The following is a 24,555-nucleotide window of genomic DNA, read 5'->3' as shown; positions in this document are numbered from 1 at the left end:
CTTCAACACTAGGACAAATAGTCGCTCACTAAATATTTCCAATAAAATATAGACTATCTGAATTTATTTAATGCACATTTTGCATGATGCCATACATATTTGCATTTCTCTTACCCTATAAACACTGATAGAAATTAATTCCAGATTAAATAAAATCGTTAAATTTTTAATTAATCACATTTGCAACCTCATGTTAAATGAAATAGTCAGTCTATTATATTTATTTTAAATTGATCTTGCTGAGATATTAAATATTCAGGAGTAATTATAGTGAAAGGATTAATTGGCGTACTCGGTGGAATGGGTCCAGCTGCAACTGTAGATTTATTTAATAAATTTGTAACATTCACTACTGCAAATAATGATCAGGAACATATCCCATTAATTATATCTTCTATTCCCGATATTCCAGATAGGACAGAGGCTCTTTTAAATCACGGTATATCTCCGTTACCGGCTATGACCGACTATCTTAAAAGGCTCGAAGGTGCAGGTGCGGAATGTATTATAATACCTTGTAATACAGCACATTTTTGGTTTTCAGAGTTAAAGAAATCATGTCATGTAGAAATGCTAAACATCATTGAAACAACCATGAAAGAAGTGCTTTTAACAAAAAAAAAATCAATTGGTTTATTAGCAACCAACGCAACGCTATACATGAATTTATATCAAAAAAACATTGAAGACAAAGGACTTAATTGCATTACACCAGATGTTGAAAATCAAAAAAAAGTAATGAAAAGCATTTATTTATTAAAATCTGGAGATTTCAACCTTGCAGAATCCTTAATGAAAGAACAAGCCAGTTTATTATTTTCCCAAGGGGCAGAAATAATAGTATTAGGATGCACTGAAGTACCGGTCATTCTTGCTAATGAAGTTAAAAATAGTCCTGACAAATATATAGACTCTACCGGTTCATTAGTACGCGCTGGAATTGAATGGTATGAAAACAGAGTCGGAAAAATAAATTTAAAAACAAATAAGAATTAACAATAAATACTCATGTGTAGTATCAAATTATAACAACTAAATTTTTCAATTACTAATGACAATATATTGTCTATTGGAGACGATTATGGTTTGGCTAGAGGTCATTGTTGTATTAGGTGCTATTTTCTTCGGTATTAGAATGGGGGGAATAGGTATTGGTTTATGTGGTGGATTAGGATTAGCAGTATTAACCATTGGATTTGGCTTACCTATCGGTTCACCACCCGTTGATGTTATTTTAATTATTATGACCGTGGTTGTGGCAGCCTCTGCGCTTCAAGCTGCGGGAGGTATGGATTTTTTAGTTCGTGCTGCCGGTACCTTTATGCGAAAAAATCCAAAATATATTAATATCATTGCGCCCATTACAACTTGGGTAATGACAATTATGGCAGGGACTGGTTTCATTGTATTTTCCATGCTTCCTGTCATTGCTGAAATTGCAAAAGACTCAGGCGTTCGCCCTTCAAGGACACTAGCAGGCTCCGTCGTTGCCTCTCAGATTGCAATATCAGGCTCTCCTATTAGTGCAGCAATGGCGGCCATGTTAACTATAATGGAAGGAAATGGTGTCACTTTTATTGTGGTGATGTCGGTTTGTCTGCCCGCTTCTTTTGTCGCGGCAATGGTAGCGGCTTTTATTGCATCGCGTCAGGGTTGTGAACTTGAAGATGACCAGGTTTATTTAGAACGTCTACAAAAGGGCTTAGTCCATAAATATGAAGAGAAAAAAGGTGACAGTACAACAAAAGAAAAATTCTCAGTTGTTCTATTCTTATTAGCCACCGTCGCCATTGTCATCTTGGCCGCATTTCCTCAGCTACGTCCAGGTTTCGATATCGGTAAACCGATGGGAACACGCGATATCATCATTATTTGTATGTTGAGTGCTGCGTGTTTGATGGTGATATTTTGTAAGACTTCACCTAATTCCATCGTACTCGCGCCAACCTTTCGCTCAGGTATGAGTTCGTTAGCGGTCATACTCGGTATTGTGACATTGGGAACGACCTTTGTTGATGCACATATGGAACAAATCAAAGAAATTGCGGGAGATGTACTCGCAGCCTACCCAATACTGCTTGCATTAGTTTTATTTTGTACCTGTGCATTATTATATTCACAAGGCGCAACAACACCTTTAATTATTCCACTAGCAATTGCATTAGACGTACCGACATGGGCAATTTTAGCCTCATTTGTCGCGGTAACGGGGGTCTTTGTACTACCGACCTACCCAACCTCCTTAGCAGCCATAGAATTTGACTCAACGGGATCAACTAGAGTGGGTAAATATATTTTAAATCATCCGTTTATGTTACCTGGGCTCGGTGGGATTATCGCTGGTGTGGCTTTTGGTTTTATCATCGCGCCAATGATTGTGTAATCAACTAATATTTGTATAACAGATTTTATTTCTCGAAAAATGAAACTAGAAAATTGAATTATTTGGCTTCAAACCTATTAGGTTAATTCGTACCTAATAAGAATGAAGCCTTTTTTCATCATGATTAATACGTTAAATTATGAACTTAAGGTGGATAAAAAAAGCGTTAGCAACCAGAGTTTATCTCAACACTTTTATCGTCATAAAATACAAATAATTAATCAGGGCATTTATCAGAAACGTTATTTAAGCCTTGCTGTTTATGTTCGAAAGTAATTGTTTTAGTACCGTTATCTCGGTTAATTCGAAGAATATAGATACTGTCAAAATCACTACCTGGCCATTTAGGGACCAAATCAGCATCACCACCTTCATGTTTCATAATATCTTTTGCAGCTTTGACCAAATTGTCATGCTCCCAAGCAATAAAAATAACTGAATTTTCATACTGTTGGCTTAACAATTCTTTGCGTAATTCTTTTGTCTCTTTTGCATGAAAATTAAGGTGAATAGGTAGTGAAACTTTAATCGCTGTCGGGGTGATCGTTTGAACTGCACGTAATGAACTGCCTAACTTACTTTGTTTAGGTGCCGAAGCAAATAATGCATCTGGCTGACCAAATTGGCTAATCAGTACGCTAGGCAAAGCTAGAGCACGGTTTAAGCCTTTACAAGTTAATTGTCCGCTATCATTATTGGGTTTTTCACCATGTCTTACAAAAATAATAGTTTGCGTTGAAAACGCTATCTGACTGAATCCCATGATAAATAAACCTAAAAATATAAGTGCTTTGTTCATATATTTACACCCTTACTCAATGAATGAATAACAACGCTAATCATAGTATAAATACACCTGTACTATTAACTAACCTAAATTCTAAAAGCTTAAATCGTTTTACACCAGATATTTTCAATCAAGCAAATTAATTATTTATTTAGCTTCAGCCCTACAACGGCCACCTGTTCGATTGTACTTCTTTAAGTATATGTTATTCCTTTAACATGTAGACCTTTTGTTATTTCAATGTGAAAAATGCTTGATATCGATAATGATTTTAAAGATAATGATTATCAGTATCATTTTTATTATCAACAAATTTAATGTGGTAAATAACATGACCAAGCCACTTGTTGCAGATAGCATCGAAATAATCAAGCAACCGATAAAAACTGACGTGATAGAAAGCCAACAGCTATTGGGTCCGACAGGTAAAGTTGAAATACAGCATCGTGGTGAAATTTATCAATTAAGACAAACACGTACCGGTAAATTAATTTTAACCAAGTAATGTATTAAGTTAATAAATATACAATATATTCCGCAAGCCACCTAGGTCGTATATCCAGGCAGCCAGCTTAATCGAGTACATAAGGAAAGGGTTTCTTATGGTGTTTAAACTGGTGTCAGCTTTTGGGATATTACCTGCCAATCGATATCATCTTGTCAAATCCCTCATCGCATTAAGCCATGATTGGGCAAATTATCACATTGCCTATAGGGTCACACAACACCAACAAAAACAACCGCCTAACCAAACTCAAGCCACGCGCCTTTTAGCCGAAAAAACTCATCTCACTTGTTGTTTAAATAACAAGTTAGTTCTCTATTTTAATGTGAGTTATCAACGACAACTAATTCATAACTAAAACAAAAATATCATCAATTCATTTTGTATGTCGGTGATGGCAATTAATAGTGCCCCGATAAAATGAATCAATAAACTTTTGCGGAGTATCACTATTATGTCTCATGTATTACGTGTGTCAGTTTTAACCAGTGCGATTGTTTCAATTATAGCCAGTGCTCATGCAGAAACAGCGGTACCAGCTACAGCAAAAAATAGTCATGAAGTGATGACTGTTTATGCAACAGGAAATGAAAGAGATAGCTTTGACGCACCCATGATGGTGACAGTAATCAAAAATAATTCTCCTGAAACACAAACCGCGAGCACGGTGAATGATATCTTGCGTAAAGTGCCCGGAATTGGAGTGACAGGTACCAGCCGTGCGAATGGGCAAGATATTTATATGCGCGGTTTTGATAGACGCGGAATTTTGACTTTAGTTGATGGTGTTCGCCAAGGCACTGATACTGGCCATATGAATGGTACTTTTGTTGACCCTGCCCTAATCAAGCAAGTAGAGATTATTCGTGGCCCTTCAGGACTATTATACGGTAGTGGCGCGATGGGCGGTGTAATTGCATGGGAAACCGTCGATGCTAAAGATTTACTGCGTGAAGGACAAAACAGCGGTGCTAGGGTATTTGGCTTAGGAGCAACAGGCGACCACAGTTTTGGATTTGGTGGCACGGCTTTTGGTCGTACCGATAATCTTGATGGATTATTCAGTTTTGTGACTAAGCAAGTGGGAGATACTCGCCTAAGTAATGGCGATGATATGGATAACAAAGAGACTATCGCAAACTTACTGGCAAAAGGAACTTGGCAGTTAGATGACGCACAAAAACTGTCAGGTCAGATGCGTTATTATGATAACGACGCTTATGAGCCTAAGAATCCACAAGAAATTAGCACCAGCAAAAGTAATTTAAAAGTCAATCGCACCACTCGCCAACGTGATGCACAAGCTACTTATCAACTGAATCCTGAATCACAAGACCTACTTAATCTTAAGATCACGCCTTATTATTCAGATATTAATATCACAGCAAAAGGTGTCGGTACCAATTACGAAGGTAGAACTCAAAAAACTTACGGATTGAAATTAGATAACCGTTCCAATTTTTATGACTTACCTGTTGCCGCACATAATTTAACTTATGGTAGTGAAGCTTATAAACAAAAACAAACGCCTTACGCGTCAGCAACACAATTCCCTGATGCCGATATCACCTTTGCTTCAGGCTTCTTACAAGATGAAATCACCTTAAAAGACTTACCAATTTCATTTATTTTAGGTACACGTTATGACCATTACAAAGCCACAGCAAAAGGTCATGATGATGTTAAAAAAGGTAACTGGTCTTCTAAAGGTGCGGTAAGTATTACGCCGACTGAATGGTCAATGCTATTTGCTTCATATTCAGAAGCGTTCCGTGCTCCCACTATGATGGAAATGTATAACGACGAAATTCACTTCCAAGGCGGCCCTATCATCAATAGATGGCGTCCAAATCCAAACTTAAAACCTGAATCTACCAGCACGGCTGAATATGGTTTTGGGCTACGTTTCGATGATTTGATGATGGAACGCGATAATTTGCAATTCAAAGCGAGTTATTTTGATACCAAAGCTAAAGACTATATCGATACACATGTTAATTCCGATAAAGTTGACTTTAGTAATAACTATACTACATCAGTTAATGTCAAACGTGTAAAAATTAAGGGTTGGGATGCCTCTATGGACTATAAAACCGACTATTTCAGCTGGAATTTAGCCTATAACCATACCGAAGGTAAAAATGAAGCCAATGGCAAATCTATAACCTCGATCAAACCCGATTCAGTCACCAGTAATATCGCAGTTCCTATTGACGATAGTGGTTTTGCAGTGGGTTGGTTAGGCGAATTTACACGTCACACTGACTTCAATACTGCGGCTAATGTGCAACAACAAGCCGGTTATGCGGTACATGATTTTTATGTCAGCTATCAGGGTGAAGGCCAACTCAAAGGTTTAGGTACTAGTGTCGTCTTAGGCAATGCCTTTGACAAAGAATATTATTCATCGCAAGGCATTCCACAAGATGGACGTAATGCCAAACTGCTTGTCAGCTTCCAATGGTAATTCACAAAAAAATTAAGGAGATACCCGTGAATTCAGCACTTTTCGAGCGTTACCAACAGGCCAAAACAGAAAACAAAGCAAAATACGCTCGTGATCTAGCCGCTTATCTCGAGGTTTCAGAAGCGGAATTACTGCATAGCCGTGTGGGTCATGATAAAGCTCAACGTCTTAATGTTGATGCCCCAACCTTACTCACCGCTTTGGCGGCAGTAGGACAAGTCAAAGCTATCACACGCAATGAATATGTCGTTCATGAACAAGTTGGCCGCTATGACAATGCGAAATTTAGTTCTCACGGTGGTTTAATTTTAAACCCTCGCGCATTAGATTTACGCATGTTTTTCTCTCACTGGGATTCTGTATTTACCCTCAGTGAAGAAGCTAAAAATGGTGAGCGCCACAGCATTCAATTTTTTGATAAACAAGGTGATGCACTACATAAAGTTTACACCACAGATGAAACGGATCTAGCGGCTTGGAATGCATTAATCGAGCAATATTCCACGACCGAGAACCCATTACTGGAACTTGAAGCGGCTAAGCCTTATACCACTCAACCGATCAGTGATGAACTCAAACAGCAGCTAGAACAAGAATGGCGCAATATGACGGATGTGCACCAATTCTTTATTCTACTCAAGAAAAATAATTTGAGTCGCCAACAAGTGTTCAGTGCTGTCAGTGATGATCTTGCATGGAAAGTGCCTACAGATTCATTTAATCAATTGGTCAATACTGCTTTTAATGACCAAAACGAAATTATGATTTTTGTTGGTAATCGCGGTTGTGTGCAAATTTTCACCGGTCAAATTAAGCGCATCATGCCTTATCAAAGAGAAGGTTCAGATCTCAAATGGCTGAATATTTTTAATCCTGATTTCACGTTACACATGATCGAGAATGATATCGCTGAATGTTGGGTAACACGTAAATCAACACAAGATGGTTTTGTCACCAGCCTTGAAGTCTTTGATAAAGATGGCAATCAAATCGTTCAAATGTATGGTCAACGTACTGAAGGCACGCCAGAACAAGAACAATGGCGAAATCAAGTGATGGCATTGCCTCACATTTAACCAGTTAGGTAATTTAATAATGAAACAATGGCTTCTAATGATCGCGACGCTGATAGTATCCGTCAGTGCACATTCGGTTGAACGTATTGTCACCCTTGGCGGCGATGTTACTGAAATCGTGTATAAACTGGGTGCACAAGACCAACTCGTTGCACGCGATAGTACCAGTCTTCACCCCGAGCAAGCACTCGCCTTACCGGATGTAGGCTATATGCGAATGCTTAACGCGGAAGGTGTGCTATCAATGCGCCCAACGCTAGTGATTGCCAGTGAACTCGCGAAACCGTCGATGGCTTTAACACAGATAGAAAAAAATGGTGTCAAAATCATCAAGGTTACCGGAAAGCCTGCTTTAGAAGCCATTCCAGAAAAAATTACCACAGTCGCGAATGCTGTGGGGAAAACACAGCAAGGTCAGCAACTCGTTGATCAATTCAACCAAGAGCTAGCCAAAGTCAACACCGCACCAATTAATAAAAAAGTATTGTTTATCATGAGTCATGGTGGTGTTCTACCCTTAGCAGCGGGTCAACAAACTGCCGCTGATAGTCTAATAAAAGCAACTGGGGCCAAAAATGCGATGGCAGCATTCAATAGCTATCGTCCATTGTCTCAAGAAGGTTTTATTTCCAGCCAACCTGACTTAATCATATTCACCGAAGAAGGCGTTAAATCACTCGGTGGTATCGATAAAGTTTGGCAATTACCGGGAATAGCCATGACACCAGCTGGTAAAAATAAAGCCTTATTAGTGGTCGATGATGTGGGAATGCTCAGTTTTAGCCTAGGCACGCCAAAAGTCATGCAACAATTACGCGAGGCGTTAGAGAAGTCCCAATGAGTCGCTTTAAACACCCGTTACTTGTGATTGTTGTTTTATTTATCGTGCTTTGCGCCATCGCGTTGATTGCATCCAACGCGGGTGCAATGAATTTGTCATTAAAAATGCTATGGCAGGCATCAGCAACAGATCCAGACTGGCAAGTATGGCTAAATATTCGTTTGCCTCGTATTTTATTAGCCATTTTAGTTGGACTGGCACTTGCTGTTTCTGGCGCTATCATGCAGGGATTATTTCGTAATCCACTGGCTGACCCGAGCCTACTAGGGATCAGCAGTGGCGCGGCCTTGTGTGTCGCCGCATTTATCATTTTTTCACTTTCACTACCCAGTGTATTGCAAAGTTATGGTCATATTGGCGCAGCATTCATTGGTAGCTTAGTGGTTTCATTGATTATTTTTAGTTTAAATCGCAGCTCTAATGGCAATTTAGCGCGATTATTACTGGCTGGAATAGCGATAAATGCACTCTGCATGTCTTTTATCGGAGTGCTCAGTTATATCAGTAATGACCAACAATTACGGACTTTTAGTTTATGGATGATGGGCACACTCGGTAATGTTGATTGGACATCCCTTTCTATTGCCGCATCAGTGATCCTGCCCATCAGTTTTATTTGTTTATGGCAAGGTAACAAATTAAATGTTCTACAATTAGGTGATGAGGATGCTCATTACCTTGGTTTAAATGTCGAGCGCAGTAAATTTATTCTGTTATTTCTGAGCGCAATGCTAGTGGGCTGCGCTGTCGCAATGAGTGGCGTGATTGGTTTTGTCGGTTTAGTGATTCCCCATTTGATCCGCATGACATTAGGTCCTGACCATCGCTGGTTGATCCCAGGCTCTGCCATTGTGGGGGCAACGCTGCTATTGGTGGCAGATACCATCGCTCGTATTGCTGTTGCACCAGCTGAAATCCCTGTTGGGCTATTAACGGGCTTGATTGGGGGGCCTTATTTTTTATGGTTGATCCTACGTCAACCCGTCGGGAAGGTTTAACGATATGGAAATGAAAATAGAACCACAATCTACATTGCTTGAAGCCAATCACTTAAGTTATCGCATCAATAATAAAACATTAATTGACGATATAAATTTTTCAATCAAACAAAATGAGATGGTGGTGATCATCGGCCCTAATGGTGCGGGTAAATCAAGCTTATTAAAGCTATTAACGGGTTATACTCATCCAACGCAGGGAGAATGTCTGTTAGAAGGCCGTTCAATTTCCGAATGGGATAGCAATGCGTTAGCGCGAAAGCGAGCGGTAATGAAGCAACAGAGCCATTTGCAATTTGCTTTCACCGTTGAGGATGTGGTTGCTATGGGAAGGACGCCTTACGGTTCAGAACATAAGCACGAAGCCATTGAAGAATCCTTAATACAAACTCACTGCCAGTTATTACGTGAACGCGATTATCGCCAACTTTCGGGAGGAGAGCAGCAACGAGTGCAATTAGCCAGAGTACTTGCTCAGCTTTGGCAGCCAACAGCCAGCCCTGCATGTTTGTTTCTCGACGAACCGACTTCGGCTCTCGATTTGTACCATCAACAACACAGTTTACGGTTATTACATCAACTGACTCGCGAGCGTCCATTAGGCGTGTGTTGTGTCTTACACGACCTAAACCTTACCGCCTTATATGCAGACAGAGTGTATTTAATTCATGAAGGAAAACTGGTTGCAAATGGTACACCTACTGAAGTATTAACGACAGATAACTTAACTCGTTGGTATAAAGCAGATTTAGCTGTTAGCCAGCACCCTGAATATGCAACCCCTCATGTCTATTTACGCCATTAAATTACCATTATTTGAACAAATTTAGCATATCAATAATTGTACCTGAAAAGTTATCTATTAACTGATTAAGGTGCCATTTTTATACTTGGTAAAAATAATTAATAAACTCAATAAATACGATGCTAATAAAATCGTAAAAAATCTTTTTTTTATATTTTAAAACTAACTATTCTGATAATTTAAATATCATAAGACATTAAATATAACTTGAATTATCACTCGGATAGATTATGGAAAACAATATTGTTAATACGTTGATTAACTTAACAAATAGAACAAATGATGATATAAAAATTGCTGCAATTAATGCACTGGGAGAATATAAAGCAGCAATTGGTCATAAAACTGCAATTGAAAGATTACTTCTATTATGCAAAGACCCTAATAAAAACATCGCTATTTCAGCAATAAACTCCATCAGTAAACTTTAACATTAGCTTAAATATTTATTATTAACTAGCTCAATAATATTAATATGACCAATACGCTATTCTTATTCATGGGTGAAACCTATAACAAGTTCCACCCTTAATGACTATTTGACGTCGTTTAAATATTTTGCATGAAAAGTAATATGTTCACCGATAAAACTACTGATAAAATAATAGCTATGGTCGTACCCATCACGTAAATTTAATTGATAATGATGCTGTTTTTTATCACATGCTTCTGCAAGTAGCTCAGGTTTAAGCTGCTCATGATAAAAAGAGTCGCCCGTCCCAACATCCACTAAAATAGGTGGAATTGTAGTGGCTTCATTCAGTAAATTCACCGTGTCATAACATAACCACTGAGTACTCTCTGCACCTAAATAAGCGGTAAATGCTTTTTGTCCCCAAGGCACTTGGGAAGGCGCAACAATAGGTGAAAAAGCAGATAAGCTGGTATAGCGAGACGAGTTACGCAGGCCAATCATTAATGCTCCGTGACCGCCCATGGAATGCCCAGAAATTGCACGCTTATCGGATGCGGGTAAATGTGCTTCAACCAAGGCTGGTAACTCAGAGACAATATAATCATACATCTTGTAATGAGTGCTCCACGGTTTTTGTGTCGCATTCACATAGAACCCCGCACCTTGACCGAGATCGTATGCCTCATCATCGGCAACATCTTCTCCGCGAGGGCTGGTATCCGGTACGATTAAAATAATACCATGCTGCGCGGCAAACTGTTGTGCTCCCGCTTTAGTGATAAAATTTTGTTCGTTGCAAGTAAGCCCAGACAACCAATAAATAACCGGACATGATTGTTGTTCAGCTTGCGGCGGTATATATGCAGCAAATTTCATTGAACAACCTAACACATCCGATTGATGTTGATAAACATCCTGCCAACCGCCAAAACAAGCGTGGCGTTCAACTCTTTCCATTAGTACTCCTATTAATAACTCAGATATAGGCGCTAAATTGCGCCTATATGCCTAATGAAAACTATTTATAATGAATAACGGTACGAATCGACTTACCTTCATGCATTAAATCAAATGCTTCATTAATGTTATCAAGTGGCATGGTATGTGTCACGAATGGGGCTAATTCAATGTCACCTTTCATGGCATCTTCTACCATCGCAGGTAATTGACTGCGGCCTTTTACACCACCGAATGCTGTGCCGCGCCAAGAACGACCTGTGACTAATTGGAATGGACGCGTTGAGATTTCTTGTCCTGCGCCTGCGACACCAATAATAATGGATTGGCCCCAACCACGATGTGCGCTTTCTAGTGCCGCTCGCATTACATTGACGTTACCAATACACTCAAAGGTGTGATCAACGCCCCACTCAGTCATTTCCACCAGCACTTGTTGAATTGGCTTATCAAAATCTTTTGGATTCAAACAATCCGTCGCCCCAAACTGGCGGGCTAATTCAAATTTAGCCGGATTCGTATCGATGGCAAAAACACGTCCCGCTTTGGCTTGTCTCGCCCCTTGAATAACCGCAAGACCAATACCACCCAGGCCAAATACAGCAACAGAATCACCCGCTTGCACTTTAGCGGTATTATGCACTGCACCAATACCCGTTGTAACACCGCAACCTAGCAAGCACACTTCTTCATGATTTGCTTCAGGATTGATTTTTGCCAGTGAAACCTCAGCAACAACGGTATATTCACTAAACGTGGAGCATCCCATATAGTGATAAACTGGCTCACCATTATAGGAAAAACGTGTTGTACCATCTGGCATCACACCTTTGCCCTGTGTCGCGCGAACGGATACACAGAGGTTAGTTTTACCTGATTCACAAAATACACATTTTCCGCATTCTGCGGTATACAGAGGGATCACATGGTCACCAACACTCACACTGGTAACGCCTTCGCCCACTTCAACCACAACACCTGCGCCTTCATGGCCAAGCACCACCGGAAACAAACCTTCGGGATCATCACCTGACAAAGTAAATGCGTCGGTATGACAAACACCGGTATGACTAATTTTAACTAATACTTCGCCCGCTTTCGGCGGCATCACATCAATCTCAACAATTTTCAGTGGTTGACCCGGTCCAAATGCAACTGCTGCACGTGATTTCATGTTTATTCCTTTTGATATTTAACGCAGGTATGTGCGAATAAGTGAGATGGCATCATCTACAGAATCTTTTTGAATTTGCGTATCAGCGGAGGCTTGCAACCCTTCACGCAGGTGACTTTCTAAAACCCCTGCCATCAAGCCATTAACCGCACCGCGTATCGCCGCTATCTGTTGCAGTACCGCCGAGCACTCAACTTCATCCTCTAATGCAGTCTCTAGGGCAGATAATTGTCCCTTTAATTTTCTGACACGAGTCAGTACCGCTTTTTTCTCTTTGGGTGAATGTGGCATCGTAAAGCCCTCTCACGTATACATAGGGGGAGTATAGTATTGATAATACAAACTGTACAGAAAATAGGATAAAAAACAGTTCACTGCGCTGTCATTCGAGATGAAATTCATTTTTTATTTTCTAATCAATAAATTAAATTAAAATTTTAAACTCATATAACTTAATTAATCAGTACAAAAAATCAGTAATCATGCTTAATCAGATTCCATTGTCCAATATCCAGTAAAAAACCATAAAGTTTCTGATATGAAACTAAACATCCTCATAAGCACGACGCACACCACATTTTGACACAAATTAATCACATAAAAATAACATTTGATTGACGAGTAATCACCCTAGCAATTAGTCTGGTTTTAAATAATAAACAAAGTTTTACATATGAAACAAAATAGTTATCAGGGTAAATGGAGGAAGAGATGAGCTGGATTACCGTTTGTGATGTATCACAAGTACAAGAAGAATTTCCCTACTCCGCCAAGATCCACGGTACCGAAATCGGTATTTTCTTAGTTGAGAACCAATATTATGCCATGGAAGATATTTGTCCCCACGCATATGCCTTACTCAGCCAAGGATTTGTGGAAGATGGAAAAGTTGAATGCCCACTGCATGAAGCCATTTTTGATATCAAAACAGGAAAGTGTTTACGAGAGCCTGGCGGGCGCGACCTTAAAACTTATCAAACACGCGTTCACGAAAATCAAATCGAAATCAGTTTAATTGAGGAATAGCAATGGAACCGATACAAAACATCAACCCTTACTTACCCGCAAATCATCAAATTATTCCCGCCCGCGAAGGGGGTAAAGGTAGCATTCAATCTCCTGGTACTGCGCCCAATATTGTTTGGCAAACCCGTTCAAGAGTTCCGGATGAATATGAAACCAGCCTAATTGCCGCCTTAGAAACCTTATTTGCATCAGGAATTGAATCACTCTCAGATATTGTTAATGCCCTGAATCAACAGCTCCTTGTTGACCGCCAAGGTCAGTCATGGAGTGAAAGTAGTTTTCGCGAGTTTCTACAAGTCAACGGGTATTAATTCTCTGCTATTTCATAGCGATTATCACTTGAATAATACCGCCGATAACAGGAAGCAGATCAATGACAACAAATACACAACTTCATAGCGCTCAGGATTACTTAGATGTTGGACTACGAGGGCAATGGTACCCCGTATTATCAAGCTGGGAAGTCAATAGCAATCCCATTGGGATCACGCGTCTAGAAGAGCAAATTGTGCTATGGCGTGATGATAAAGGCCAAATCCATGCTCTAGAGGATAGATGTCCCCACCGTGGTGCTAGATTATCAATGGGCTGGAACCTCGGTGAACGTATTGCCTGTTGGTACCATGGTGTTGAAGTGGGTGGTGATGGCGTTGTTAAAGATGTTCCGGCGGTAAATCAATGCCCGCTTGAAGGCCAAAAGTGCTTAAAAACCTATCCCGTTAAAGAACTTAATAGCGCTATTTTTCTTTATTTTGCGATAACCGAAAATGAAACGCCACCAGAGCTTGAATTCCCCGAGGAGTTGGCTGACCACGAAAATCACAGTCATTTTTTGTGTACTGCCACATGGAATTGTAACTATCAATATGCATTAGAAAATGTCATGGACCCAATGCATGGCACCTACTTGCATTCATCATCTCACTCAATGGCAGATGGTGATAAGCAATCAGAAATGATCTTAGTCCCTACCCAACACGGCTTTATCTTTCGTAAAAATGACCAAATTGGTGTCAATTTCGATTGGGTTGAATTTGCAAGTACCGGTGCTAACTGGATGCGCTTATCGATTCCCTATCAAAAACGTTTTGGACCCGGTGGTCATTTCTGGATTATTGGTATGGTCGTCCCTGAGGATAGATTCAATACCCGCGTATTCTTCTGGCGTATCCGTAAAGTTAAAGATTGGCAACGTGATTTATGGCGATTCATGTACCGCAATCGCTTAGAAGGCTTGCATTGGGATGTTTTAGAACAAGACCGCATCATCTTAGAAAACATGGCTCCAAATGCACGCGGACAAGAGTTCTTATATCAACATGATGTGGGGTTATCACGCCTACGCCGAATTATGCAACGAGAAGCAAAAAAACAATTTGACCTGATTTATGGCAAGGAAACGTCAAATGCATGATTTATTAGCCGCAAAACGTATTGTGATTACTGGCGCCGCAAGAGGACTCGGTTTTAGCTTTGCACAAGCGGCGGCTAGGCAAGGTGCGAATGTGATTTTATGCGATATCTTAGGTGACCGATTGCAAGAGAGTGTCGAACTGTTGTGCCGTGAAGGGCTAAATGCCGAAGGGTTAACATTCGATATTGCCAATCCTGATGCAATTAATCAGGCCTTTGACACTATTGGAAAAAAGGGTTCGATTGATGGACTAATCAACAATGCCGCTTTAGCAACTGGCGTCGGTGGAAAACCATTAGATGAGTACGATTTAACGCTGTGGGATAAGGTGATGACAGTCAATGTACGAGGTACTTGGTTAGTCACAAAAGCTGCGCTGCCATTATTAAAACAGTGTACGTCAAAACAAGGTTCATCAACCGCCAAAATCGTAAATATTGCCTCTGATACCGCATTATGGGGAGCTCCAAAACTGATGGCCTACGTCGCCAGTAAAGGTGCCATTATCAGTATGACACGTTCAATGGCGCGTGAACTTGGTGTACATCGAATCTGTGTTAATGCCATCGCTCCGGGATTAACCAAAGTAGAGGCTACTGAATATGTTCCTGTAGAGCGCCACCAGCTCTATGAAAATGGGCGAGCTTTACAAGGTGAACAAATGCCTGATGACGTAACGGGAACCGCCTTATATTTATTATCACCGATGTCTGATTTTGTCACAGGGCAATTAATTCCTGTCAATGGCGGCTTTATTTTTAACTAAAAACAAAATCGCACCAAGCAAAACCGCTTTGGCGGGGAGATTAAGACGATGAGTTCAACATGTAAATATTTAGTTCCAGGTTTGGAAAAAGGTTTACAACTGCTACTTCTCCTCGCGAAGCAGCACCGCGAGCTGACTTTTGCGGAAATTCTTCGTTTAATCGATATGCCAAAAGCGACTGCATATCGGGCAATTCAGACCTTAGTACATTTAGATTTTATTGAACAGCATCCACGAACGGGGGCATTTTCCCTAGGTCGTAAGGTACTAAGTCTCGGATTGGGTTATATCGCTTCACTCGATTTAACCCAGCTAGGCCAACCCATTATTGAACAGCTGCGCGACCGCAGCCAGTGCAATAGCCATTTAGTCATACGCGATGGGCGTGACATTATTTACATTGCCAGAGTCAGCGGCGCAGAATCAAAAATTAACCATGTGAGTGTTGGAACTCGGTTAGCAGCGCACCGAACATCTCTCGGTCGTATGTTATTAACCAGTTTAAGTCGTACTGAGTTTGACTTGCTCTATCCCGATGAGGAATTACCTGATGATGCGGGCAGTAAACAGGTGTTTTGGAACATGATCCAAGCAGACAAATTACGCGGTTATGTGCTTGGCGAATCATTTTATCGTCGAGGTATTTCCTCGATTGTTTATCCTGTTTACAACCAAACCAATGAAGTTGAAGCCGTTATCAGCATTATGGTGCCAATGGATAGCATCCCAGCTCAGGAACGTCAGCGTTTACAAAATGAAGTTAGCAGTGCAGCACAAAAACTTACGGAGTTTATTGGCGGCATAAGACCCGCCAAAGCCGTTTAGCTTCCACCTTATTATCGACAACAAAATTTTAGGTTTATTGCCATAAGCCTCGGCCTCTGTTTGCTCAAAATGCGCATCTGGCAATAACACTACTCTATAGAGGGCTATACTATGTCAGTGATTGGAATAGAAAAAATGGAATTCGGGGTTGAAGACGTTGCTGCCTGTACTCGATTCTTTAAAGACTTTGGTCTGCACGCTTGCGCTGATAATCCAACTTATTTTACGACATTATCAGGTGCAGGGATCAACGTTTCGCCCCTTGATGATAATACCCTTCCTGCGCCTTTTGAATCGGGTTCAACCCTACGCCGAATCACATGGGGGGTGGAAAATACGGCTTCACTCGCTGAAATTATCACGCAAATAGCACAGTGTGATGGTTTCCGATTAACCGAAAATGGTGCCGAATGCCGCGACCCTAATGGCATGACAGTGGCATTTTGCGTTAGCCAACAAAAACCGGTTTCACTCGATATTTCCCCAATTAACCAATGGGGTGATATACGCCGCATAGATGCCCCGAGTCCTGTTTATGAAAAAGCGACTCCCATTAATATTGGTCATGTGGTGTTTTTTGTCGATGATCTGCCCGCGACTGAGGCATTTTACTGCCAAAAATTAGGATTTCAGGTTTCCGACCGTTATATCGATCGGGCTGTATTTTTGCGGGCACAAATCAATGGCTGCCACCATAACTTATTCTTACTCAAACTCCCTCATCGTGGTCGCGGTCTAAATCATGTGGCATTTACAGTCAGAGATATTCATGAGGTCATCGGGGGTGGTTTAGCAATGAACCGCCATCAATGGAGCACCTTTATTGGCCCCGGCCGTCATCCTATTTCATCTGCCTATTTTTGGTATGTAAATAGTCCAACGGGCGGTGCTTTTGAATACTACACCAATGATGACTACCTCACTGAAAAATGGCAGCCGCGGGAACTGGAACACTCTTTAGTGTCATTTACCGAATGGGCAGTTGAAGGTGGTCTCGATTATGACACTCGTCGCCAAGTCAAACCCAATAAGGAGTAGACCATGGACGCAATTATCCAAGGTGGTATTGTGATTATTGGTGGAGGGCAAGCCGGAGGCTGGGCAGCGAAAACACTCAGAGATGAGGGCTACCAAGGCACACTGTCTGTTATCAGCGATGAGATCCATGATTTCTATGAAAGGCCGCCTTTATCAAAGGCAGCATTAACCCAAGATACTTTAGCGCTTTCACGCCTGTTCAGTGAAGCCGATACTGATGCACTCAACTTGCAATGGTTTCGCCCTGTCCGCGCGACTCGAATTGATAGTGACCAAAAACAAGTCCAACTCAGTGATGGACGCCAACTGGCTTTTGATAAACTATTGATAGCCACAGGTGGACGACCTCGTTATCTCTCAAAAGCATGGCAAATACACCCACAAGTTTTTGCACTTCGTTCTTGGGATGATGCCCAGCAGCTACGCACAGCACTACTTTCAGCTCAAAAAATCGCAATCATCGGGGGTGGCTGGATTGGTTTAGAAGTTGCCGCTTCCGCACGAAAAATGGGGCTTGATGTGACGATTTTCGAACGTCAATCACGTCTATGTGAGCGCAGTGTACCCCAAAATGTGTCCGATGCTTTAGCGCAACGTCATCGACAAGCCGGTGTGCATGTCATCACGGATTGCGGTGATATTTACCTTGATGAAACGACATCTGAACTCAACATTGGTTGTCAAAAACAACCTACGCAATCTTTTGACCTTGCCGTCATGGGCATTGGTGTCGAGCTCAATTTAGAGTTAGCCGCACAAGCCGGGCTTACTCTCACTCAAGGTATTGTCGTCAATGGCCATGGGCAAACATCCCACGCTGATATCTATGCGGCAGGCGATGTAGCATGCCATCCAACACTTTCGTTGTGTTTACAGTCTTGGGCCTATGCTCAAAACCAAGCTATTGCGACAGCAAAAGCCATGCTAAATAGCCAAAGCGAAAAATTTAACGAACCAGCTTGGCTTTGGTCTGATCAATATCAGGACAACATCCAAATTCTCGGTATTCCCACAGGGCAAGCTTTACAACATATTCAGCGCCATACTTCGACTTCTGAAATCCATTTTTCACTCAATGAAATCAATGAATTGGTGCAGATGGTTGCATTTAACGATGCACGTGCGATCAAACTCGGTAAACGTTGGATACAAAACAATCGCAGGTTAGACCCGTCAGAGCTTGCTGACCCAGCCTTTTCATTAATGTCGCTGAAATAGTGTATAGCTAAGAGAGATAATATGGCAAATCAAGGTATTACTGTACACACCAAGATACCAGAACAAACCAGCGTCCAAGCGACAGTCCAAAATGACGCTCAAGAAAAAGTGAATTGGTTGATCCCGATAGCCTTGTTTTCTTGCGTATTGCTGGCTTTTTTCGACAAGATTAGTATTGCGGCACTATTTTCTGATGAGAAATTTCAACAAGCCCTTGGCATTGATTTCGATCCCACTCGTCTTGGCCTATTAATGAGCGCATTTTTATTCGCTTATGGCGTTTCATCAATGTTATTGAGTGGCATTGGCGATCGTTTTCATCCCACTAAAATGCTACTTTTCATGGTCAGTAGCTGGTGTATCTTGATGATTCTCATGGGCTTCACACACCATTATGGCACTATGATTTTCTTACGTGTTTTGCTCGGGATTGCTGAGGGGCCGTTGCTCGCTATCTCATATGCCATCGTGCGCCGTACATTCCCACAAAGAATGCAGGCTCGAGCGACCATGCTTTGGCTTTTAGGTACCCCATTAGGCGCCGCGCTGGGTTTTCCTATCGCACTATATCTTTTACAAAATTTTGGTTGGCAAAGTACATTCTTTGTCATGGCAGCCTTTACGGTTCCAGTTTGGTGGTTAGTGATTATAGGTATCCGCCACCCAAATCTAGCTAAAAAAGTAGCACCGCTTGGTAACAAAGCCCTGACAGCGAATATCATTGAAGCAAAAACGCAGCGAAACATCTTACTGCGCAATTCACACTTTTGGATTATCTGTCTATTTAACATCGCCTTCCTTGTCTATCTGTGGGGAATGAACGGCTGGTTGCCGAGTTATTTAATCAAAGGTAAATCGATTGATTTATCGCACGCAGGGATCCTATCTTCCCTTCCCTTTATCGCAATGTTGTTTGGTGAAGTAATTGGTGCTTGGTTATCAGACCGTTATGACCGCCGTGCACTGGTTTGTTTCATCTCCTTACTCGGCGCAATTATCGGACTTTCTGGCGTGTTATTTCTCACGGAAACCTACAGCATCATCATGATGATGGCATTTAGCATGTTTATGTGGGGAGCCGGCGCACCAAATATTTTCGCACTACTCGCCAAAGCAACGCAAAAACAAGTCAGTGCACTGGCTGGTGGTATTTTCAATGGTCTAGGAAACTTGGCTGGCGCAGCGGCTCCGCTCTTAATGGGTATGCTTATCGCCTTCACTGGAAATATGGATAACGGACTTTTATTTATCGTAATTATAGGTTTGGTTGGCAGTTTCTTATTACTGCCGCTACTCAAAAAATACTGATTAATCTGTGTCTTATCAGGAGAGAACACTATGTCACAACTTTCGAACCAAGTTAAACCTCAAGATATTTCAATGGCGCAATGGATTGAGTCTCGCGTGGCACGCTTTGAAGGGCGCAAATACGATTGGAATGCACTGAAGTTTCAAGCGGATTTTGATCCTAAATACCGTCGTGCACAAATGCGCTATATCGGAACAGGGGCAACAGGAGTCGCCAACGACACCAATACCGTACCCGCTGAAAATTTCACTTTTTCGACCATGGTGCTTCCGGCGAAATGTGAAGGACCGCTGCATTTACACCCCGATGTTGAAGAAGTTTTTTTCATGCTCAAAGGCACCATCACCTTATTTATTAAAGATGGTGATGAAGAGTTTGAAACGGTACTAAAAGAACGCGATCTCATTTCTGTTCCCGCTGGAATTTACCGTGGTTTATTTAATCATGGGGAAGAAGAAGCATTAATGTGCGTCATGATTGGTACACAAAAACCCGCTATTCCAACGTATCCAGAAGATCATCCTTTATCAAAAGTTAAGCGCGGATAATAGGAGAAATCAATGATGAGACTGCCAATTGACAAGCTACCCAACTTACAATTTGCTGAATTTGGCCAATATCGTCTTAATTGGCGTGAATCTGGTGACGGCTTTCCTATCGTCCTGCTCCATGGTATCAGCTCAGGTTCGACTTCATGGATATGTCAGTTCGCAGACTCATCACTGACAGATAACTATCATTTATTTGCATGGGATGCGCCGGGCTATTCAGACAGCGATCCCCTTGCAACCCGCACACCTGTTGCTCTTGATTATGCTGATGCGCTAACGGATTTTTTAAATGATTTGGGATTACAACAAGTCATTTTAGTTGGGCACTCTTTAGGGGCATTAATGGCTTGTGCCTTTGCTTCTCTACATCCACAAAGGGTTAGAGGGTTATTGTTAGCTAATCCTGCGCAAGGATATGCCACTAAAAGCCCAGAAGAACGTCATCGTGTTTATGATAAGCGCCGTGAAATTGTCTGTGATTCAGGTATTGAAGCTTATGCACAAAATCGTGCAGCCGCATTACTTTCCCCTTCGGCATCCGCTGAAAAGATTGAATGGGTAAAACGTAATATGCAAAAACTCAATCCAGAAGGATTTTTAGCCGCTGCGTGGATGTTGGCTCATGACGATATCAGCCTTTATTTAAACGCTTATCAAGGCCCTGTCGAGATGATTGTTGGCTTAGATGACACCATTACACCACCAGCACAAGTTCAGCAATTATCAACCGATAAACAATGTCCATTGAAAGTGATAAAGCAAGCAGGACATGCCAGCTACCTTGATGCACCGATAGAATTTAATCTCTATTTAAAGCAATTTTCAGATGCCTTGGAATGTACTGACTCACCCAAAAATCGTTTTCCAAAAGACAGTTCACAAAATAAAGCTTCACAAAGGAAAGTGCCATGAATTTACAGTTACATGATCGTGTTGCTGTTGTGACGGGGGGAAGCTCCGGTATTGGTTTTGCGACAGTCAAATTATTACTCGATGAAGGTTGTAAAGTCGCCTTTTGCGGTCGCTCTCAAGATAAATTGCAACAAGCCCTCGACACATTGCAAAAAACTTATTCTCAAGAAAAGTTTATGGCGGTTAATTGTGATGTGCTAGATAAAACACAAACTTTGGCATTTGCTGAACAAGTTAAACAACAGTATGGACAAGTAGATTTACTGATTAATAACGCCGGACAAGGCTATGTGGCGAGCTTTACAGATACACCAGAAGAAGCGTGGTTACAGGAAGCACAGCTCAAACTTTTTGGTGTTATTAATCCCGTTAATGCATTTTTACCATTACTCGAACAGTCGAATATTGCCTCAATCACCTGTGTTAATTCGCTCTTGGCCTTACAACCGGAGCCTCATATGGTCGCTACATCTGCGGCACGAGCGGCATTACTCAATATGACGCTTAATCTATCAAAAACCTTGCTACCTAAAGGTATTCGAGTGAATTCAATTTTACTAGGAATGGTGGAGTCCGATCAATGGCATCGCCGGTTTGAAAATCGCAATGATAAAACAAGCGATTGGGCGAGCTGGATTGGCGATATTGCCAAAAAACGCGGTATTCCTATGCAACGCTTAGGCAAACCTGAAGAACCGGCTCGTGCACTGGTTTTTTTAGCATCACCGATGGCTTCTTTTACATCAGGCGCTGCATTGGATGTTTCAGGTGGTTTTAGTCACCATATTTAAAGGATTTTATGATGAAAACATTGATGCTTATTGGGTATGGTGCGATGGCCAATGAAGTGATTGACCGCTTACCCAATGGAATTGTACTTCGCTGGATTGTTGCTCGCCCTAGCCATCACGATGACATTATGACTCGTTTTCATGGTCAAGTAATACCGATCAACGACCTCGCGACAGTGACCGAAAAACCCGATTTAGTGTTGGAATGCGCGAGTCATCAAGCGGTTAAACAATATGCTCCCATCGCGCTTAAACGAGGTTGGACAATAGCCATCATTTCAACGGGTGCCCTTGCTGATGCCATATTCGCTCGCGAGTTAAGTGATCTTGCTCGCCAACATCATGGTCAGTTAATTCCACTCAGCGGCGCCATTGCAGGGTTAGATGGTCTTCGCGCAGCAAAAGAAGCCAATATTACACAAATTACCTATCAATCACGAAAAAGTCCCGCCAGCTGGCGTAATGGCCCTGCCGAGCAATATATCGACCTTAATCAAGTATCAGAACCAACCGTATTTTTTAGCGGAACGGCGCGAGAAGCGGCGCTCAATTTCCCAGCCAATGCCAATGTCGCCGCAACCGTCGCACTGTATGGGATAGGTATGGATGCAACAAAAGTTCAGCTAATGGTTGACCCTACAACACAACAAAATACCCATCGAATCGAAGTCGTCGGTGACTTTGGTCGTTTCTGTATTGAGCTTAATGGTCAACCGTTAGCCTCGAATCCTAAAACGTCTTTATTGTCAGCCTTAAGTGCGGTCGAAATGTGTCGCCGAGTTGCTGAACACAATGCCATTATCTGACAGGAGTAGCACAATGAAAAACAGGGATATTTTTGTCGGCGGTAAATGGCAACAAGGCCGCGGTCAGCAAATGCAATCACGTTTTCCTGGTGATAACCACGTTGTCGCAACCCTCAATAGCGCTAGCCTTGAGGATGTTGAGGATGCCGTGATCGCCGCCGAAAAAGCTTGGCGTGACCCGAAGTGGCGCCATATGCCATCTCATCAACGCGCCGCTATTCTACTCAAAGTCAGTACATTAATTGACGAGCAATGTGAAGAATTGGTCAGGTTACAGACTCTCGACAATGGAAAGCCTTGGGCTGAAGCCCGTGGATTGGTGATGAGTGCTGCCGCAACCGCCCGTTATTTTGCGGCAGTATGTGAAGTCAGTGGTGGCGAATTGCCACCCCGTCGCCAACCTGACATCATGACCCTTAGCACCTATCAGCCCCTTGGTGTCATCGCCGCAATCACTCCTTGGAACTCACCCATTGCCAGTGATATGCAAAAAATTGCGCCTGCAATTGCAGCCGGTAATGCTGTTATTTTAAAACCCGCAGAAGCGACTCCTCTTGTTTCACTTAAACTTGCCGAACTCTTTGAACAAGCAGGGTTACCCGCAGGATTATTAAGCGTGCTTCCCGGCAAAGGCTCAATTATTGGCGATGCATTAGTACGTCATCCACTAGTACGAAAAATTTCATTTACAGGTGGCACCAATACGGGACGCCAATTAGCTCATATTGCTGCCGATAAACTGATTGGAACCTCATTAGAATTAGGCGGAAAATCCCCAACGATTGTCTTAGATGATGCGGATTTAGATTTAGCAGCCCACGGTGTTTGTTATGGTATTTTCAGTTCAATGGGACAAGCCTGTATTGCAGGTTCTCGTTTATTTGTCGCCCGAAGCGTCTATCAAGCTTTTATTGAAAAACTGACGAAACTCACACAAGGACTCATCATCGGTGACCCACGTCAAGAACGCGTACATATTGGTCCGCTGATCTCCTCTGCACATCGAGATAGTGTCATAGCTTACGTCTCGCAAGCTATTGCAGAAGGGGGCAAAATTCGTGTCGGGGGCAAGGTACCAACTGATCCCGCACTGCAATCGGGTCACTATTTCGAACCCACGATTATCGAAGGCTTAACTAACCAAGCGCATGTGTGTCAGGAAGAAATTTTTGGCCCAGTGCTCGTTGTTATTCCTTTCGATGATGAAACCAGCCTAATTCATGATGCTAATGATTCTATTTATGGCCTTGCAGCCGGTATTTGGACGCAAGATTATACTCGTGCATTTAAATTAGCCGATACGCTAGATGTCGGTACAGTTTGGATTAATACCTACAAAGTTTTTTCCATCTCAACACCTTTTGGCGGTTTTAAAGATAGTGGACTTGGAAGAGAGAAAGGCCTTGAGAGCCTCAAAGCCTATATGCAACAAAAAAGTATTTTTCTGGCGCTTAACCCACAACCAAACCGTTGGTGTGAATAAATGTCCTT

Annotated in this window: 26 protein-coding genes; 22 read left to right on the top strand and 4 right to left on the bottom strand. The window is 41.8% G+C overall.

All coding sequences use genetic code 11. From position 1 onward, the window contains the following. Positions 1-270: 270 nt before the first annotated feature. Both DD649_RS18630 and DD649_RS18625 read left to right on the top strand, forming a co-directional pair. A complete protein-coding gene (locus DD649_RS18630; RefSeq protein WP_294110449.1) occupies positions 271-996 on the top strand; it encodes an amino acid racemase in 726 nt (241 codons plus the stop codon). A gap of 85 nt (positions 997-1,081) precedes the next feature. Then, a complete protein-coding gene (locus DD649_RS18625) occupies positions 1,082-2,383 on the top strand; it encodes an anaerobic C4-dicarboxylate transporter (protein ID WP_294110447.1) in 1,302 nt (433 codons plus the stop codon). A gap of 217 nt (positions 2,384-2,600) precedes the next feature. Here the strand turns inward: DD649_RS18625 and DD649_RS18620 are convergent, their stop codons facing one another. Continuing rightward, complete coding sequence (locus DD649_RS18620; protein ID WP_294110445.1) at positions 2,601-3,182, bottom strand: phosphoglycerate mutase family protein; 582 nt, start codon at positions 3,180-3,182, stop codon at positions 2,601-2,603. 319 nt (positions 3,183-3,501) lie between these two features. On the opposite strand from DD649_RS18620, the gene DD649_RS18615 reads away from it, so the two are divergent. From DD649_RS18615 to DD649_RS18585, 7 genes are all read left to right on the top strand, one after another. After that, on the top strand, positions 3,502-3,675 hold the full coding sequence (locus DD649_RS18615) for a hemin uptake protein HemP (protein ID WP_294110444.1): 174 nt from the start codon (positions 3,502-3,504) through the stop codon (positions 3,673-3,675). A gap of 454 nt (positions 3,676-4,129) precedes the next feature. Then, positions 4,130-6,142: a TonB-dependent hemoglobin/transferrin/lactoferrin family receptor gene (locus DD649_RS18610; protein WP_294110442.1), complete on the top strand. Its 2,013-nt coding sequence runs from the start codon at positions 4,130-4,132 to the stop codon at positions 6,140-6,142. 26 nt (positions 6,143-6,168) lie between these two features. Continuing rightward, complete coding sequence (locus tag DD649_RS18605; protein ID WP_294110439.1) at positions 6,169-7,218, top strand: ChuX/HutX family heme-like substrate-binding protein; 1,050 nt, start codon at positions 6,169-6,171, stop codon at positions 7,216-7,218. 19 nt (positions 7,219-7,237) lie between these two features. Further along, positions 7,238-8,059, top strand: coding sequence for a hemin ABC transporter substrate-binding protein (locus tag DD649_RS18600; protein WP_336431036.1), 822 nt, complete (start codon positions 7,238-7,240; stop codon positions 8,057-8,059). Next, a complete protein-coding gene (locus tag DD649_RS18595) occupies positions 8,056-9,057 on the top strand; it encodes an iron ABC transporter permease (RefSeq protein ID WP_294110435.1) in 1,002 nt (333 codons plus the stop codon). Before DD649_RS18600 ends, DD649_RS18595 begins: the two co-directional genes overlap by 4 nt. Before the next feature lie 4 nt (positions 9,058-9,061). Beyond that, positions 9,062-9,862 (top strand): heme ABC transporter ATP-binding protein, encoded by an 801-nt coding sequence (locus DD649_RS18590; protein WP_294110434.1) that lies wholly within the window; start codon positions 9,062-9,064, stop codon positions 9,860-9,862. Between the two features lie 230 nt (positions 9,863-10,092). Beyond that, positions 10,093-10,293 carry a HEAT repeat domain-containing protein gene (locus tag DD649_RS18585; RefSeq protein WP_294110433.1) on the top strand — a complete coding sequence of 67 codons (201 nt, stop codon included), beginning with the start codon at positions 10,093-10,095 and terminating at the stop codon, positions 10,291-10,293. A 104-nt stretch (positions 10,294-10,397) separates the two neighbouring features. On the opposite strand, the gene fghA is transcribed toward DD649_RS18585, so the two are convergent. The 3 genes from fghA to frmR form a co-directional block, all read right to left on the bottom strand. Further along, positions 10,398-11,234: an S-formylglutathione hydrolase gene (fghA, locus tag DD649_RS18580; protein WP_294110431.1), complete on the bottom strand. Its 837-nt coding sequence runs from the start codon at positions 11,232-11,234 to the stop codon at positions 10,398-10,400. A gap of 61 nt (positions 11,235-11,295) precedes the next feature. Next, on the bottom strand, positions 11,296-12,408 hold the full coding sequence (locus DD649_RS18575) for an S-(hydroxymethyl)glutathione dehydrogenase/class III alcohol dehydrogenase (RefSeq protein ID WP_294110429.1): 1,113 nt from the start codon (positions 12,406-12,408) through the stop codon (positions 11,296-11,298). An 18-nt stretch (positions 12,409-12,426) separates the two neighbouring features. Beyond that, positions 12,427-12,699: a formaldehyde-responsive transcriptional repressor FrmR gene (gene frmR, locus DD649_RS18570; protein ID WP_294110427.1), complete on the bottom strand. Its 273-nt coding sequence runs from the start codon at positions 12,697-12,699 to the stop codon at positions 12,427-12,429. Between the two features lie 420 nt (positions 12,700-13,119). Between frmR and DD649_RS18565 the strand changes: the two genes are divergently transcribed. The 13 genes from DD649_RS18565 to DD649_RS18505 all read left to right on the top strand — a co-directional run bounded on the left by DD649_RS18565 (position 13,120) and on the right by DD649_RS18505 (position 24,547). Further along, a complete protein-coding gene (locus tag DD649_RS18565) occupies positions 13,120-13,434 on the top strand; it encodes a non-heme iron oxygenase ferredoxin subunit (RefSeq protein ID WP_294110424.1) in 315 nt (104 codons plus the stop codon). 2 nt (positions 13,435-13,436) lie between these two features. Beyond that, positions 13,437-13,745 (top strand): recombinase-like helix-turn-helix domain-containing protein, encoded by a 309-nt coding sequence (locus DD649_RS18560; RefSeq protein WP_294110422.1) that lies wholly within the window; start codon positions 13,437-13,439, stop codon positions 13,743-13,745. Between the two features lie 62 nt (positions 13,746-13,807). Next, positions 13,808-14,848, top strand: coding sequence for an aromatic ring-hydroxylating dioxygenase subunit alpha (locus DD649_RS18555; RefSeq protein ID WP_336431035.1), 1,041 nt, complete (start codon positions 13,808-13,810; stop codon positions 14,846-14,848). Further along, positions 14,841-15,614: an SDR family oxidoreductase gene (locus DD649_RS18550; RefSeq protein WP_294110418.1), complete on the top strand. Its 774-nt coding sequence runs from the start codon at positions 14,841-14,843 to the stop codon at positions 15,612-15,614. The genes DD649_RS18555 and DD649_RS18550 overlap by 8 nt, the downstream gene beginning before the upstream one ends. Positions 15,615-15,662: 48 nt before the next feature. Continuing rightward, the gene (locus tag DD649_RS18545) at positions 15,663-16,439 is read left to right on the top strand and encodes an IclR family transcriptional regulator (RefSeq protein ID WP_294110414.1); all 777 of its coding nucleotides are present in this window, start codon (positions 15,663-15,665) and stop codon (positions 16,437-16,439) included. 111 nt (positions 16,440-16,550) lie between these two features. Continuing rightward, the gene (locus DD649_RS18540; protein WP_294110411.1) at positions 16,551-17,477 is read left to right on the top strand and encodes a VOC family protein; all 927 of its coding nucleotides are present in this window, start codon (positions 16,551-16,553) and stop codon (positions 17,475-17,477) included. A 3-nt stretch (positions 17,478-17,480) separates the two neighbouring features. Further along, complete coding sequence (locus tag DD649_RS18535) at positions 17,481-18,695, top strand: FAD-dependent oxidoreductase (RefSeq protein ID WP_294110409.1); 1,215 nt, start codon at positions 17,481-17,483, stop codon at positions 18,693-18,695. A 21-nt stretch (positions 18,696-18,716) separates the two neighbouring features. Continuing rightward, positions 18,717-20,003, top strand: a complete 1,287-nt coding sequence (locus DD649_RS18530) for an MFS transporter (RefSeq protein WP_336431034.1) — start codon at positions 18,717-18,719, stop codon at positions 20,001-20,003. A gap of 30 nt (positions 20,004-20,033) precedes the next feature. Next, positions 20,034-20,552 carry a cupin domain-containing protein gene (locus DD649_RS18525; RefSeq protein ID WP_294110680.1) on the top strand — a complete coding sequence of 173 codons (519 nt, stop codon included), beginning with the start codon at positions 20,034-20,036 and terminating at the stop codon, positions 20,550-20,552. Positions 20,553-20,567: 15 nt separating this feature from the next. Next, positions 20,568-21,467, top strand: coding sequence for an alpha/beta hydrolase (locus tag DD649_RS18520; RefSeq protein WP_336431054.1), 900 nt, complete (start codon positions 20,568-20,570; stop codon positions 21,465-21,467). Then, complete coding sequence (locus DD649_RS18515) at positions 21,464-22,258, top strand: SDR family oxidoreductase (protein ID WP_294110407.1); 795 nt, start codon at positions 21,464-21,466, stop codon at positions 22,256-22,258. Before DD649_RS18520 ends, DD649_RS18515 begins: the two co-directional genes overlap by 4 nt. A gap of 11 nt (positions 22,259-22,269) precedes the next feature. Beyond that, a complete protein-coding gene (locus DD649_RS18510) occupies positions 22,270-23,064 on the top strand; it encodes an aspartate dehydrogenase (RefSeq protein ID WP_336431053.1) in 795 nt (264 codons plus the stop codon). 13 nt (positions 23,065-23,077) lie between these two features. Continuing rightward, on the top strand, positions 23,078-24,547 hold the full coding sequence (locus tag DD649_RS18505) for an aldehyde dehydrogenase (RefSeq protein WP_294110403.1): 1,470 nt from the start codon (positions 23,078-23,080) through the stop codon (positions 24,545-24,547). Positions 24,548-24,555 lie beyond the last annotated feature (8 nt).

This window comes from Providencia sp., assembly GCF_003533305.1.
GTDB lineage: Bacteria > Pseudomonadota > Gammaproteobacteria > Enterobacterales > Enterobacteriaceae > Providencia.
Note: the sequence above shows the minus strand (reverse complement) of the source record. Positions and strands in the feature narration are given on the sequence as shown.

Excerpts from the sequence above, each read along its gene's own strand:
- DD649_RS18625 (WP_294110447.1), top strand. The coding sequence starts at position 1,082 with ATGGTTTGGCTAGAGGTCATTGTTGTATTAGGTGCTATTTTCTTCGGT.
- DD649_RS18620 (WP_294110445.1), bottom strand. The coding sequence starts at position 3,182 with ATGAACAAAGCACTTATATTTTTAGGTTTATTTATCATGGGATTCAGT.
- DD649_RS18615 (WP_294110444.1), top strand. The coding sequence starts at position 3,502 with ATGACCAAGCCACTTGTTGCAGATAGCATCGAAATAATCAAGCAACCG.
- DD649_RS18610 (WP_294110442.1), top strand. The coding sequence starts at position 4,130 with ATGTCTCATGTATTACGTGTGTCAGTTTTAACCAGTGCGATTGTTTCA.
- DD649_RS18600 (WP_336431036.1), top strand. The coding sequence starts at position 7,238 with ATGAAACAATGGCTTCTAATGATCGCGACGCTGATAGTATCCGTCAGT.
- DD649_RS18595 (WP_294110435.1), top strand. The coding sequence starts at position 8,056 with ATGAGTCGCTTTAAACACCCGTTACTTGTGATTGTTGTTTTATTTATC.
- DD649_RS18590 (WP_294110434.1), top strand. The coding sequence starts at position 9,062 with ATGGAAATGAAAATAGAACCACAATCTACATTGCTTGAAGCCAATCAC.
- DD649_RS18585 (WP_294110433.1), top strand. The coding sequence starts at position 10,093 with ATGGAAAACAATATTGTTAATACGTTGATTAACTTAACAAATAGAACA.
- fghA (WP_294110431.1), bottom strand. The coding sequence starts at position 11,234 with ATGGAAAGAGTTGAACGCCACGCTTGTTTTGGCGGTTGGCAGGATGTT.
- DD649_RS18575 (WP_294110429.1), bottom strand. The coding sequence starts at position 12,408 with ATGAAATCACGTGCAGCAGTTGCATTTGGACCGGGTCAACCACTGAAA.
- frmR (WP_294110427.1), bottom strand. The coding sequence starts at position 12,699 with ATGCCACATTCACCCAAAGAGAAAAAAGCGGTACTGACTCGTGTCAGA.
- DD649_RS18565 (WP_294110424.1), top strand. The coding sequence starts at position 13,120 with ATGAGCTGGATTACCGTTTGTGATGTATCACAAGTACAAGAAGAATTT.
- DD649_RS18560 (WP_294110422.1), top strand. The coding sequence starts at position 13,437 with ATGGAACCGATACAAAACATCAACCCTTACTTACCCGCAAATCATCAA.
- DD649_RS18555 (WP_336431035.1), top strand. The coding sequence starts at position 13,808 with ATGACAACAAATACACAACTTCATAGCGCTCAGGATTACTTAGATGTT.
- DD649_RS18550 (WP_294110418.1), top strand. The coding sequence starts at position 14,841 with ATGCATGATTTATTAGCCGCAAAACGTATTGTGATTACTGGCGCCGCA.
- DD649_RS18545 (WP_294110414.1), top strand. The coding sequence starts at position 15,663 with ATGAGTTCAACATGTAAATATTTAGTTCCAGGTTTGGAAAAAGGTTTA.
- DD649_RS18540 (WP_294110411.1), top strand. The coding sequence starts at position 16,551 with ATGTCAGTGATTGGAATAGAAAAAATGGAATTCGGGGTTGAAGACGTT.
- DD649_RS18535 (WP_294110409.1), top strand. The coding sequence starts at position 17,481 with ATGGACGCAATTATCCAAGGTGGTATTGTGATTATTGGTGGAGGGCAA.
- DD649_RS18530 (WP_336431034.1), top strand. The coding sequence starts at position 18,717 with ATGGCAAATCAAGGTATTACTGTACACACCAAGATACCAGAACAAACC.
- DD649_RS18525 (WP_294110680.1), top strand. The coding sequence starts at position 20,034 with ATGTCACAACTTTCGAACCAAGTTAAACCTCAAGATATTTCAATGGCG.
- DD649_RS18520 (WP_336431054.1), top strand. The coding sequence starts at position 20,568 with ATGAGACTGCCAATTGACAAGCTACCCAACTTACAATTTGCTGAATTT.
- DD649_RS18515 (WP_294110407.1), top strand. The coding sequence starts at position 21,464 with ATGAATTTACAGTTACATGATCGTGTTGCTGTTGTGACGGGGGGAAGC.
- DD649_RS18510 (WP_336431053.1), top strand. The coding sequence starts at position 22,270 with ATGAAAACATTGATGCTTATTGGGTATGGTGCGATGGCCAATGAAGTG.
- DD649_RS18505 (WP_294110403.1), top strand. The coding sequence starts at position 23,078 with ATGAAAAACAGGGATATTTTTGTCGGCGGTAAATGGCAACAAGGCCGC.